Below are 13,739 nucleotides of genomic sequence, written 5' to 3'. Positions count from 1 at the left end.
AATTGATAATTCTACTAATAAAAAAATGGTTGTTTATGACAAGCAGTAATGAATCCTTGTTTATTCGAGCGTTGCAGCGGAAATCAGTTACTCGAACCCCTGTATGGTTTATGCGTCAGGCTGGCCGTTACTTGCCGGAATATCGCAAAGTTCGTGAACAAGCGGGTGATTTTCTCAATCTATGTAAAAATCCTGAGTTAGCCTGTGAAGTTACCTTGCAGCCTCTTAGGCGTTTTTCCTTGGACGCAGCCATTTTATTTTCTGATATTCTCACTATTCCTGACGCTATGGATTTAGGTCTTTATTTTGCTGAGGGGGAAGGGCCTTGCTTTAAAAGGCCAGTACAGACTATACAGGCCATAGATGCCTTACCTATTCCCAATCCTGCTGATGAGTTAGCCTATGTGATGAACGCCGTGCGCTTGATCCGCCAGGAGATGCCGAAAGAGTTGCCTTTGATTGGTTTTGCTGGCAGTCCATGGACTCTGGCTTGCTACATGGTGGAAGGAGGGAGTAGCCGTGAATTTAAGAAAGTTTTGCATTTACTCTATTCAGAGCCACACGCAGCTCACTTGCTTTTAGCCAAACTTGCGCAGGCAGTTAGCCTCTATTTAGACGAACAGGTCAAAGCAGGCGTGAATGCCTTGATGATTTTTGATACCTGGGGAGGAATTCTGACTCCTGCGAACTACCGTGATTTTTCACTTCATTACATGGCGGAAATTGTTACGCAATTAAAATCCAGGTATCCCGACATTCCCATTATCCTTTTTACCAAGGGGGGAGGTCAGTGGTTGCAGCAGATGGCAGGTACTGGTTGTGATGCGCTTGGTCTGGACTGGACAGTTGATCTCGGCAGGGCTCGGGCCCAGGTCGGTGACCAGGTTGCTTTACAAGGTAACCTTGATCCGGCTGTGTTACTAACAAATCCGGATTGTATACGTCAACAAGTGAAACAGGTTTTGGCCTCGTTTGGTCGGGGAAATGGCCATGTATTTAATCTGGGTCATGGGATTACTCCGGATGTGCCCCCTGAACATGTTGCCGCAATGATAGAGGCTGTTCATGAATACAGTCCTGCTTATCACAAGGAAGCGCTCTCATGATAATAGAAAGCTCTTTCAAGCCCGCTTGGTGGTTGCCAAATTCTCATGTGCAGACGATATATCCAACCCTGACTCGCCGTATTCAGGCGCCAGTTGATTTGCGCGAGCGCATTGAACTACCTGATGGCGACTTCATTGATTTGGCTTGGGCAATTAATGGCAACAATAGTAAAACACCCTTAGTTATTTTATTGCATGGTTTAGGTGGAAATGTTCAATCTTCTTATGTAGGTGGATTAATGCAAGCATTTAATCGCTATGGCTGGCGGGCTGTATTAATGCATTTCAGAGGAGCAAGTGAGGAACCGAATCGTTTGTTACGGGCTTACCATTCTGGCGATACGGAAGATATCAATTATTTACTGAACCTATTAAAGCAAAGGGAACCCTCCAGTAAAAAAGCGGTCGTTGGGATATCACTGGGAGGTAATGTTTTACTCAAATGGCTTGGAGAACAGGGGCAACAATCTTTAATTGATGCTGCGGTGGCTGTATCGGTGCCTTTCCAATTACGTTTGGTTGCTGATCGGATTAGCCAGGGTTTTTCTCGAGTTTATCAAGGTTACTTATTGCGTCGTTTAAGACAGGTTTTCGAACAAAAGAAAAATAACTATACAGAGGATTTACCCGAGGTTTTGCAGAATATGCATAAATGGCAATGTTTTTGGACTTTTGATGAGTTTGTAACGGCGCCTATACACGGGTTTCCTAATGTTCATGCGTACTATAGAGAGTCGAGTTCTCGCCGTTATCTGCGCCATATAGCTACCCAAACCTTGATTATTCATGCACTGGATGATCCTTTTATGACACCAGAGGTTTTGCCGCAAGCAGACGAGTTATCTTCAGATATTACCCTGGAACTGAGTTCCTCCGGGGGGCATGTTGGTTTTATTAGTGGAAAATTGCCAGGAAAGCCGCTCTATTGGCTAGAACAGCGGATTCCTGATTACTTGCAAAAAATATTTGCTACTTTGCATTAAATTGTTTACTGAGCTGGATCGCCATTTCTAACGATTGCTCGTAATTCAAGCGAGGATCCACTAGGCTGCGATAGGCATGTTTTAGATCTTCTGCACTTAAACCACGTGCACCGCCAATACATTCAGTAACGTTATCACCGGTCAATTCAAAGTGAACTCCACCCAGATAACTACCCATTTCACGATGAATTTTAACTGCTTGCTGTAATTCTGACAGGATGTTGTCAAAATGCCTGGTTTTAATGCCATCAGACGTTGTTTCTGTATTGCCATGCATGGGATCACAAGACCAAGTTACCGGGCTTTTGGTTGCCTTAACGGTTTCAATTAAAGGAGGCAATAATTTATCAATACCTTTTGCACCTAGACGGGTAATAAGTAACAAGCGTCCTTCCTCACGATTTGGATTAATTATTTCCATCACTTCGGTCAGCCATTCTTTCGTGGCTGAAGGGCCTACTTTAATGCCAATTGGATTTTGTACACCCCGCAAAAACTCCAAATGCGCACTATCCAATTTTGCAGTCCGCATGCCAATCCAGGGTAAATGAGTTGATAAATTATACCATAGGCCATCATGCAGATGCCGGGTTAAGGCTTGTTCATAATGAAGATGCAACGCTTCATGAGAAGTAAAAAAATCAACTTTATTAAATAGGCTATTGTTACTGGAGCCCTCAATTGCTTCAATAAAGGCTAAGGAATCAGACAACGAGCGCACAATAGCGTGGTATTCCTCGGCTTGTGGTGAGTGCTCAACGAAACGTAAATCCCAGCGCTGCGGATGGTGCAGATCTGCAAAGCCGCCATCTAATAAAGCACGAATAAAATTAAGCGTCATGGCGGCGCAGCTATAGCCTTGCAGCATCAATTTAGGGTTGGGTACACGCGAGGGGGCATCAAATTGTTGTGAATTAACCAAATCGCCACGATAACTTGGCAAAGTAACACCATCGATGGTTTCGTGATCAGATGAGCGCGGTTTCGCGTATTGGCCAGCGATACGGCCTATCCTTATGATTGGTTTGCGCATCCCGTGTAACAGGATCAGGCTCATTTGTAACAAAATCTTCAGCTTATTACTGATGATATCCGAACGGCATTCATTAAAAGATTCGGCACAATCGCCCCCTTGCAGGATAAACGCTTCGCCTCGACCAGCTTTTGCAATGGCTTGCTTTAAGTTTTTTATTTCACCACTGGTCACCAGTGGTGGCAGGTTGCTTAATTGTTCAACTACTTTGGCTAATTGATTCTGATCAGGGTAATTGGCAGCTTGCTCATAAGAATGTTGTTGCCATGACATCGGCGACCACTGGTGCATAAAAAAAATCCTTTGGTTATCTATAATACTGAGTATGCGATGAATGAACACTTCTAGCAAGATTTAGTTCTTGCTAAGGACAAGATTTTGCTTCCGCAGGAAACAGCTGGCTGGTTCGTAAAGAATTAAGCAATTTAATGGCAAACGGACTTGAAATTTTGCTGATAGCCCCCAACTATTGCCATCAAACTTATTCGGGAGTTTTTGCATGAGCGAAGATAAAAGAAAAAATTGGCATAAAATCAAAGAAAATAGTGAATTAGAAGACGAGATCCTTGACCATGAAGACTCTGAGGATGAAGAAGACGCAAAGTCGGAGCCTGGCGAAAATGCTTTAGAGCACCCAAGTTATTCTGCGCTTGAAGAGCAACTCACCCTTGCAGAACAAAAAGCCCATGAAAACTGGGAAAAAGCAGTGCGAGCCATGGCGGAAGTAGATAATATTCGCCGGCGTGCTGAGCGTGATGTGGCTCATGCACATCGCTATAGCCTGGAAAAAATAATTAATGCGTTATTACCGGTGGCTGATAGTCTCGAGCAGGCTCTACAGCTTTGTGAAAAGGAAGGTCAGGAAGGCATGAAGGAGGGCTTGGAGTTGACTATGAAGTTGTTCATCGATGCTTTGGAAAAACATGGTGTGACGCAGATAAATCCGGAAGGAGCTCCGTTTGATCCACAAGAGCATGAAGCGATGTCGATCCAAGAGGTTCCCGGTGTTGCAGCGAATACTGTTTTAACGGTATTCCAAAAAGGCTTCAAATTAAATGATCGACTAATTCGCCCAGCAAGGGTCATTGTTGCTAAAGCGAAATAAACCTATTAATGGTTAATTAGGTTACTTTATTACGGGTATAGCTTGAAATTGGCAAATTTTATCCCCATATGACAACTATTGCAGTACTAACTTTTGAGTGGAGCAAGAACAAATGGCAAAAATTATCGGAATTGACTTAGGTACAACAAATTCCTGCGTAGCAATAATGGAAGGTGATAAACCTCGTGTAATTGAAAATAGCGAAGGTTCTCGCACTACTCCTTCAATTGTTGCTTTTACCGATGATAATGAAGTATTGGTTGGGCAGTCTGCAAAGCGTCAGGCAGTGACTAACCCTAAAAAAACCCTGTTTGCAGTAAAACGATTAATCGGTCGTCGTTTTGATGATCCTATCGTACAAAAAGACATTAAAATGGTGCCTTATGAGATTGTTAAAGCAGACAATGGTGATGCCTGGGTAAGAGTAAATAATCAAGATAAAGCGCCACCACAAATCTCTGCAGAAGTTTTACGTAAAATGAAAAAAACTGCTGAAGATTATTTAGGTGAAGAAGTGAAAGAAGCAGTTATCACGGTACCTGCCTATTTCAATGATTCACAACGCCAGGCTACCAAAGATGCTGGTCGTATTGCTGGGCTTGAAGTCAAACGTATCATCAATGAGCCAACCGCAGCGGCGCTCGCTTACGGTATGGATAAAAAACGAGGTGATTCAGTCATTGCTGTTTATGATCTTGGTGGTGGTACTTTTGATATTTCTATTATTGAAATTGCTGAGGTAGATGGCGAGCATCAATTCGAAGTATTAGCTACTAATGGTGATACGTTCCTTGGTGGGGAAGATTTTGATTTGGCATTAATAGAATACCTGGCTGCCGAATTTAAAAAAGACAGTGGGATTGATTTACACAATGATCCCTTGGCTCTGCAGCGCTTAAAAGAAGCCGCTGAGAAAGCCAAGATTGAGCTGTCTTCTACACAACAAACTGATGTGAATTTGCCTTATATTACAGCTGATGCCTCCGGGCCAAAACATTTGAATATCAAATTGACTCGCGCCAAATTGGAGTCTTTGGTTGAGAAATTGGTCGAACGTTCTATTGAGCCTTGCCGTGTAGCCTTGAAAGATGCAGGCTTGACTGTATCGCAAATCAATGAAGTGATTCTGGTTGGTGGTCAAACACGCATGCCGCTTGTGCAAAAAACGGTACAAGATTTCTTTGGCAAAGAGCCACGCAAAGATGTGAATCCTGATGAAGCTGTAGCAGTTGGTGCTGCTATTCAAGCGGCTGTTCTATCAGGGGACGTAAAAGATATTCTCTTGCTTGATGTTACCCCACTTTCTTTGGGTATCGAAACGCTGGGTGGTGTGATGACCAAGCTAATCGAGAAAAATACCACTATTCCAACTAAAGCGAATCAAGTGTTTTCAACGGCGGATGATAATCAAACGGCAGTGACAGTTCATGTGTTACAAGGAGAGCGCGAACAGGCCTCTGCCAACAAATCGCTGGGTCGTTTTGATTTAACGGATATTCCTTCAGCACCGCGTGGGGTACCGCAGATTGAGGTAACTTTCGATATCGACGCGAATGGTATCCTTAATGTTTCTGCTAAAGATAAGGCAACTGGTAAGGCGCAATCCATCGTGATTAAGGCATCCAGTGGGTTGAGTGATGCAGAAGTTGAAGCGATGGTGAAAGACGCGCAATCGCACGCAGAAGAAGATAGAAAATTCAAAGAAATGGCTGATATACGTAACCAAGCCGATAGTCTTATTCATAACAGTGAGAAATCGTTAAAGGATTTAGCGACCGAATTGTCTGATGATGAGAAAAAAGGCATAGAAACGGCTATTGCTGAATTGAAAGAAGCTGTAAAAGGTAATGACAAGGCCCACATAGAAGATAAATTAAAAATTCTAAGTGATGCTTCTTCCAAGATGGCCGAGCGTATTTATGCGAAAAAATCAGCGGAAGGCCAGCAACAGGAAGCACCTGGTGACGCTAAAGCTCAAGAATCAACAAAAGCAGCAGATGAAGGTGTTGTCGATGCTGAGTTTGAAGAAGTTCAGGATGATAAGAAATAAAGCGTAACAAAGCACAGGACTTACGAAAAACACCGGGCTCGGAGTTTTGCGTAAGACCTATAAGAAGGTGATCGGGGTGCTTTGTGGCACTCCGTTCTTTTATGGCTACACGATAACGGTAGTCTTTAATTTTTGATGGTATTAGAGTTATGGAACAGCAGGATTATTATGAACTTCTTGGCGTTAGTCGTAATGCTGAGGAAAGCGAAATCAAAAAAGCTTATCGCAAACTGGCGATGAAATATCATCCCGACCGTAACTCTAATGATAAAGCAGCAGAAGAAAAGTTTAAAGAAATACAGAAAGCCTATGCTGTGTTATCCGATCAACAAAAACGTGCTGCTTATGATCGTTTTGGGCATGCAGGTGTTGATCCTTCTATGGGTGGGGGGCATGGCGGTTTTGGTGGCTTTGGCGATGTTTTTGAAGATATTTTTGAGAATATATTTTCGGGTGGGCGTTCTGCAGGTAGACAGTCCCGGGCACAACGTGGTGCAGATTTACAATTTAATGTGCAGCTCACCTTAGAGGAGGCTGCTCTTGGCAAACAAATTGAGATCACTGTTCCTAGACATGTAGTCTGCGAGGTTTGTACAGGTTCGGGTGCTAAAAAAGGAACCACGCCAAAAACTTGTGAAACCTGTAATGGCGTAGGCCAGGTTCGTATCCAGCAAGGGTTTTTTTCTATACAACAAACCTGTCCGACTTGTCATGGGGAAGGAAAAATCGTTACTGATCCTTGTACTAATTGTCATGGGCAAGGTCGAGTCCGAGAGAGCAAAAAATTAACTGTCAAAATTCCTGCTGGTGTTGATAATGGCGATCGTGTACGTCTAGGCGGTGAAGGAGAGGCTGGTATCCATGGTGGTCCACCGGGTGATTTATACGTACAGATAAATGTTAAAACACACGCTATTTTTGAACGGCATGAAAGTGATCTGTATTGCGAAGTACCTATTAGTTTTATTACTGCAGCACTAGGCGGATCAATTGAGGTACCTACCCTGGAGGGTCGGGTTACTTTGAAGATTCCCAGCGAAACACAAACTGGAAAAACATTCCGTTTGCGTGGCAAGGGTATGAAGTCAGTGCGAGGTCATGCGACAGGCGATTTATTATGTAGCGTTGTTGTAGAAACCCCGGTGAATTTATCAAAAGAACAAAAAGAGTTGCTTACTAAATTGCAAGATTCTTTGGATAGCAGCAAGAAAACGCATTCACCGCGCTCTACTTCCTGGTTTGATGGTGTAAAAAAGTTTTTTGAAGACATGAAATTTTAACGGCTGTGCTGTACAATTGATTATTTTTATCACAGCCTGTAGGCGTTGCGTGAAGCAAACTGAGGCTTTAGGTTGAAAGACCTAGGCAGGTTGCTTCGGTAGTAACGCCCTGATTAAAGAGTCTTAATATGTTCAATAAACCTGCAATATTAGTGCTTGCCGACGGGACGATTTTTGAAGGCGTCTCTGTTGGTGCCGATGGTGACTCCGTAGGTGAATTAGTGTTTAACACAGCAATGACTGGTTATCAGGAAATGCTGACAGATCCCTCCTATGCCAAACAAATTATTACTCTAACCACCGCCCATGTTGGAAATACAGGTTGTAATCTTGAAGATATGGAGTCATCAAAGATCTGGGCTGCTGGTTTAGTGATGCGCGATTGTTCTTTGGTGGCCTCAAATTACCGCTCTGAACAATCGTTACCAGATTGGTTAAAAAAACATGGTGTTGTGGCAATTGCTGGTATAGATACACGTGACTTAACACTGCGGTTGCGTCAACACGGTGCTGTGGCCGCCTGTATTAGTACGTCGACCAATGAAACTGAACTTGCTTTAGCGAAGGCTAAAGCCTTTGCTGGTTTGGAAGGCATGGATCTGGCCTGTGAGGTATCGCGGAAAACAGTGGAACGTTGGCATGAAGGGCGCGGGGGATGGGGAGAGGCTTCTAAACCCTCTCGATTTCATGTTGTAGCCTATGATTTTGGTGTGAAACATACTATTTTGCGTATTCTCCATGATAAAGGCTGCCATGTAACGATTGTACCGGCTAAAACTTCGGCTGAAGAGGCACTGGCACTGAATCCTGATGGCATCTTTTTATCTAATGGGCCAGGTGATCCATTGGCTTGTGATTATGCAATTGCAGCAACTAAAAAATTTCTCGATGCGAATGTACCGGTTTTTGGAATTTGTTTAGGTTTTCAAATACTGGGTTTGGCCTGTGGTGCAAAATCACTTAAAATGAAATTTGGCCATCATGGTGCTAACCATCCGGTAATCGAGACTGATGGACTTAAACGAGTTCTAATTACTAGTCAAAATCATGGTTTTGCAATTGATGAAGATTCTTTGCCGGATTGCCTGGAAGTCACACACCGTTCTTTATTTGATCAGAGCTTACAAGGAATCAGGCATAAGCATAAGCCAGCCTTTGGTTTTCAAGGTCATCCGGAAGCTAGTCCCGGGCCGCATGATATTGAAGCCATTTTTGAGCAGTTTATGGCAATGATGAGTTAAATTTAATGAGTATACAAGGGGATAAAGTGAGTGATTTTCATGTTTTTACCTCAGAATCAGTTTCTGAGGGGCATCCAGATAAGATCGCCGATCAAATTTCTGATGCTATTTTGGATGCTATTTTAGCTAAAGATCCTAAAGCCCGTGTGGCTTGTGAAACCTTTGTTAAAACCGGTATGGTTTTAGTGGGTGGTGAAATTACGACTACTGCATGGGTTGATGTTGATGAAATTACTCGTGCGGTGATTAAAGACATTGGCTACAACAGTTCAGAGATGGGATTTGATTGGGCTTCATGTGCAGTCTTATCAGCAATTGGCAAGCAATCTCCTGACATAGCCCAAGGAGTAGATAACCAACAGACTAAAATTCTTGGCGCAGGCGATCAAGGCATGATGTTTGGCTATGCCAGCAAGGAAACAGACGTATATATGCCGGCACCTATTGCCTACTCGCATCGCTTGATGAGAAAACAGGCCAGTCTTCGTAAAGAAAATAAGCTGCCCTGGTTACGCCCAGATGCGAAATGCCAATTAACTATGCGCTATGAGCAGGGACAACCTGTTGCTGTGGATACCATCGTATTTTCTACTCAGCATTCTCCCGATATTAGTCATCAGGAGTTAACTGAAGCGGTTAGAGAAGAAATTATTAAACCGATATTGCCTGCTGAGTGGTTATTGCCTAAAACGCGTTACTTTATTAATCCAACAGGACGTTTCGTCATTGGTGGCCCCCTTGGAGATTGTGGTTTAACGGGGCGTAAGATCATAGTTGATACCTATGGTGGTATGGCACGCCATGGCGGTGGTTGCTTCTCTGGTAAAGATCCTTCCAAAGTGGATCGATCAGCTGCCTATGCTGCGCGTCATGTGGCAAAAAATATTGTAGCGGCTGGTTTAGCAGACAAATGTGAAGTCCAGGTATCCTACGCTATCGGTGTTGCAGAGCCAACCTCTATCAGTGTGGATACTTTTGGTACTGGCCATCTGACTAATTCAGAAATTATTGAATTGATTAATACTCATTTTGATTTAACCCCACAGGGTATTATCGATCATCATAATTTATTACGTCCTATCTATAGGCAAACTGCTGCTTACGGACACTATGGACGCGAAGATTTACCTTGGGAGCGTTTAGATAAAGTGGCTGCTTTAAGTAAAGCCTTATGACCTTAACGCCCTAATAGTTGATTAGGGCTTGTTGACTTCTGTTGTCTTGGCCGAAAAGTATTGGTTTCCTGCGCTTCACCGCTCGCAAATCAGTACTTTCGACTTAGGCTGGCAGGATGTCAACAGCCCCTGGTTGAAGGATCGATTGAGAGGACAAACTCATGACACAGATGGATACTGTTGTAACAAAAAATCACACAACCCAAGATTATAAAGTTGCTGATTTGTCTTTAGCGGCCTGGGGGCGAAAAGAAATCGCCATTGCAGAAACAGAAATGCCGGGTTTGATGGCTTTGCGGAAGGAGTTCGCTACCGAAAAACCACTGCGAGGTGCACGTATTGCAGGTTGTTTGCATATGACAATTCAAACGGCTGTTTTGATCGAAACCTTGCTTGCTCTGGGAGCTGAAGTTCGTTGGTCATCATGCAATATCTTTTCAACGCAGAATCATGCTGCAGCCGCCATGGCGGCTGCAGGTATACCCGTATTTGCCTGGAAAGGTGAAACGGAAGATGAATATTGGTGGTGCGTGGAGCAAACGTTGCGTGGCCCCAATGACTGGTCACCCAATTTGCTACTCGATGATGGCGGTGATTTAACCCAGATTATCCATGAAAAATACCCATCCATGTTGGCGGCAATTAAGGGCGTATCTGAAGAAACGACAACTGGCGTAGCAAGACTTTACGACATGGCTAAAAAAGGCCAATTGGGAATGCCTGCTATTAATGTCAATGACTCAGTAACCAAATCTAAATTTGATAATCTTTACGGCTGTCGTGAATCACTTCTAGATGGCATTAAGCGCGCAACAGATGTGATGATAGCGGGAAAGGTAGCACTGGTTCTTGGTTATGGGGATGTAGGTAAAGGCTGTGCGCAAGCGCTGCGAGGTCAGGGTGCCTCGGTATGGATTAGTGAGATTGATCCAATTTGTGCGTTGCAAGCAGCCATGGAAGGGTATCGAGTCGTTAGACTGGATGAGGTCGCTGAGCAGGTTGATATTGTTATTACAGCGACAGGTAATTACCACGTGGTCAAACATGAGCATATGGTACGGATGCGGAATCAAGCTATTCTATGCAATATAGGCCATTTTGATTCAGAAATTGATATCCAGAGTTTACGTGGATATCAATGGGAAAATATTAAGCCTCAAGTTGATCATGTGATTTTCCCCGATGGTAAGCGGTTGATTATTCTTGCCGAAGGGCGTTTGGTCAATTTGGGTTGTGCCACCGGACACCCCAGTTTTGTTATGTCTACCTCTTTTACAAATCAGGTTTTGGCGCAAATAGAATTATTTCAACATACTCAACACTATGACAAGCAGGTCTATGTTCTCCCCAAACATCTGGATGAAAAAGTCGCGCGTTTACATTTAGACCGTATTGGTGCAAAACTGACACAGTTAACTAAGGAGCAGGCAAATTATCTCGGTGTTCCCATTGATGGTCCTTACAAACCTGAATACTATCGCTATTAGATAAGACGAGTAGCAACCCAAGAGACACCAAAATAAATAGACATGTAAGTCAGTGGTCTTGTTGTCACAACGCTTATTCTCTTACATACTTATTTGTTGAATTAGAGCAAAAGGAGTAGGATAGATGCGTTGTCAAGGATTGATAGGAGTAGTACTTTTTTCTTTTATTCATCTGGTTGCTGCTGAAGAAGCTGCTATAAGGGTTATTGTAAAATATAAACAACCTTTAGCAGTATCTTCTTTGCGAGCTTTACTAAGTCAAACTGCCCATTTGCCTATCTACTCATTAACACCTATTGCAGGTGGCGCTTATACATTAGCCTTTAATGATAAAAACTTACCGAAAACTGCTCTCAAAAAAATGGATAGCACTGCAAGGATTCTTGAACAACTCCGTAAAAATCCAAATATAATTTATGCCGTTAAAGACAGAGTAGGTTATTTCAAACCGGTTCCTAATCCTCAGTCAATGCGCTTAACGCCAATGCTTTCTCATGAATTGCAATGGGATGAGTTTTCACCCCCGGCGGGTATGATGTTGGAATCTGCACCAGGACGCCGAGATGGTGCCTGGGCTTATAGTACTGGCCTGGCAAGAAATCCAGTGATTGTTGCTGTCTTGGATACCGGTATTACCCTTAATGACAGTTTGGTTAATAACTTGGTTAAAGATACTGCAGGGAATATTTGGGGATGGAATTTTGCTGCAAATAATAACAATGTTCTTGATGAAACGGGTACTTACCATGGCACTCATGTAGCAGGGATTATTGCTGGTTATGGCGATGTCATGATGGGAGTTGGTGAGAATCTGAAAATTTTACCGGTTAAAATTCCTGACGCAACAGGGATGTTTTACGAAAGTCAGGTGATTAATGCCATATACTGGTCTGTGGGAGGACGTGTACCTGGGGCGCCGATTAACCCCTATCCCGCTAAAGTACTCAATATGAGTTTTGGTGTTGATGAACGTCCTGGCAAGGAAATTGACCATTGTGATGCGGCCTTACAGGATGCTTTGTTATTTGTACGCCAACAAGGCGCGGTTATTACCGCTGCTGCAGGTAATGACAATCGCTGGGAGCATTATAATGCACCCGCTGCGTGTAATGGGACTATGAAGATTGCGGCTACAGGACCAGAAGGTTTGCGTGCTTACTATTCCAATTATGGGCCGAGCGTCAGTTTTTCTGCTCCTGGAGGGGATCTGCGTTATGGTAGGGAAGGTGGAATTCTTTCCACGGTTAACCCCGGTGGTGGTTATCAAGGCTCGGGTTTTGATTTCTACCAGGGAAGCAGTATGGCTTCACCCCATGCAGCAGGTGTAGCGGGTTTGATTTTTGCAATTAGAGAAGGAGAAATATTACCAGAACAGGTAGAGCAAATTCTTTATGCAACGACCCATGATTTTGGGAAAAGTAACGATAGCAATAAATCTTGCGTTGGTGAAAAGCCTTGTGGGCATGGAATTTTAGATGCTGAGAAAGCTGTTAAAGCCACATTAGCCAATTTTGACAGGATTATTACTGTTCCAACAGCCAATGGATTAACTCTTTCATCTTGTGGCAGAAATACTTATCAACCTGCTGTTACCGTTCTAAATACTGGTACAAAGAAAGAGCCAACAGAATGGTTGCAAATGACGTCAGCTTGTCAGCAGAAAAAAGAATACGCCCGTATACAACTACAAACGAATGGGGACGAAATAATTGTGAACTATGGTGCGGTAAGTTACCGTTTAAATAATTCAGGATTTACCCATTGCCAGCTCATTGGTAAACAAGGTGTAGGCTGTTATCGCTAATACAAACGATAGTTATGATGGTGCAACGTTGTCTGATCCCTTTGTTTACTATTCCTGTCCTTAACTAGTTCGACAGTCTATACACATGGTTATCCACAGATTTTGTGGATAAACCACGAGATCGAAACAAAAAGGAAAAACAATTTAGTCTTTTAAATACAAGGTTTTTTTTGGAAGTAAGGCGTTTTATTAACAAATAAAAATAGGGGAAGGCTAAAAATTATCCACAGGATAGGAGGCCGGTAATAAATTTTACCAAGCCCGTGATCATAACAAATAAATAATAAAAAAACAGTCTTGACTTGCTCTATTATTTAGGATTCAGAGAGGTCTCAGGAATTTGAATAACAAAAGCTAATGGCACTGCTTTAGAGAGAGTTAATAGAGGGTATTCTTGTTATGGCAATCGCACTCAAATTTAGAGAAATAACCGATTGATTTTAAATAACTAAACGTATACTTTCTGCATAAAAAG

General features: G+C 43.0%; 10 protein-coding genes. 9 read left to right on the top strand and 1 reads right to left on the bottom strand.

What is annotated here, in order from left to right; all coding sequences use genetic code 11:
* Positions 1–35 precede the first annotated feature (35 nt).
* Both hemE and ACN4Z1_RS13445 read left to right on the top strand, forming a co-directional pair.
* Positions 36–1,106: a uroporphyrinogen decarboxylase gene (gene hemE / locus ACN4Z1_RS13450; protein WP_228362928.1), complete on the top strand. Its 1,071-nt coding sequence runs from the start codon at positions 36–38 to the stop codon at positions 1,104–1,106.
* Positions 1,103–2,089: a hydrolase gene (locus ACN4Z1_RS13445; RefSeq protein ID WP_228362927.1), complete on the top strand. Its 987-nt coding sequence runs from the start codon at positions 1,103–1,105 to the stop codon at positions 2,087–2,089. The genes hemE and ACN4Z1_RS13445 overlap by 4 nt, the downstream gene beginning before the upstream one ends.
* On the opposite strand, the gene ACN4Z1_RS13440 is transcribed toward ACN4Z1_RS13445, so the two are convergent.
* The gene (locus ACN4Z1_RS13440; RefSeq protein WP_228362926.1) at positions 2,076–3,413 is read right to left on the bottom strand and encodes a 3-deoxy-7-phosphoheptulonate synthase class II; all 1,338 of its coding nucleotides are present in this window, start codon (positions 3,411–3,413) and stop codon (positions 2,076–2,078) included. The genes ACN4Z1_RS13445 and ACN4Z1_RS13440 overlap by 14 nt on opposite strands.
* A 208-nt stretch (positions 3,414–3,621) precedes the next feature.
* Here ACN4Z1_RS13440 and grpE point away from each other — a divergent pair, with 208 nt between their 5' ends.
* The 7 genes from grpE to ACN4Z1_RS13405 all read left to right on the top strand — a co-directional run bounded on the left by grpE (position 3,622) and on the right by ACN4Z1_RS13405 (position 13,264).
* Positions 3,622–4,227 carry a nucleotide exchange factor GrpE gene (gene grpE / locus ACN4Z1_RS13435; protein ID WP_228362925.1) on the top strand — a complete coding sequence of 202 codons (606 nt, stop codon included), beginning with the start codon at positions 3,622–3,624 and terminating at the stop codon, positions 4,225–4,227.
* 112 nt (positions 4,228–4,339) lie between these two features.
* A complete protein-coding gene (gene dnaK / locus ACN4Z1_RS13430; protein WP_228362924.1) occupies positions 4,340–6,277 on the top strand; it encodes a molecular chaperone DnaK in 1,938 nt (645 codons plus the stop codon).
* Between the two features lie 149 nt (positions 6,278–6,426).
* Positions 6,427–7,557: a molecular chaperone DnaJ gene (gene dnaJ, locus ACN4Z1_RS13425; protein WP_115220600.1), complete on the top strand. Its 1,131-nt coding sequence runs from the start codon at positions 6,427–6,429 to the stop codon at positions 7,555–7,557.
* 128 nt (positions 7,558–7,685) lie between these two features.
* Positions 7,686–8,798 carry a glutamine-hydrolyzing carbamoyl-phosphate synthase small subunit gene (gene carA / locus ACN4Z1_RS13420; RefSeq protein WP_228362923.1) on the top strand — a complete coding sequence of 371 codons (1,113 nt, stop codon included), beginning with the start codon at positions 7,686–7,688 and terminating at the stop codon, positions 8,796–8,798.
* Between the two features lie 26 nt (positions 8,799–8,824).
* The gene (gene metK, locus ACN4Z1_RS13415; RefSeq protein WP_115222645.1) at positions 8,825–9,973 is read left to right on the top strand and encodes a methionine adenosyltransferase; all 1,149 of its coding nucleotides are present in this window, start codon (positions 8,825–8,827) and stop codon (positions 9,971–9,973) included.
* A 161-nt stretch (positions 9,974–10,134) separates the two neighbouring features.
* Complete coding sequence (ahcY, locus tag ACN4Z1_RS13410) at positions 10,135–11,460, top strand: adenosylhomocysteinase (RefSeq protein WP_228362922.1); 1,326 nt, start codon at positions 10,135–10,137, stop codon at positions 11,458–11,460.
* A 124-nt stretch (positions 11,461–11,584) separates the two neighbouring features.
* On the top strand, positions 11,585–13,264 hold the full coding sequence (locus ACN4Z1_RS13405; protein WP_228362921.1) for a S8 family peptidase: 1,680 nt from the start codon (positions 11,585–11,587) through the stop codon (positions 13,262–13,264).
* Positions 13,265–13,739: the final 475 nt, after the last annotated feature.

The organism is Legionella sp. ST3F1, assembly GCF_048553315.1.
Lineage (GTDB): Bacteria > Pseudomonadota > Gammaproteobacteria > Legionellales > Legionellaceae > Tatlockia > Tatlockia donaldsonii.
Note: the sequence above shows the minus strand (reverse complement) of the source record. Positions and strands in the feature narration are given on the sequence as shown.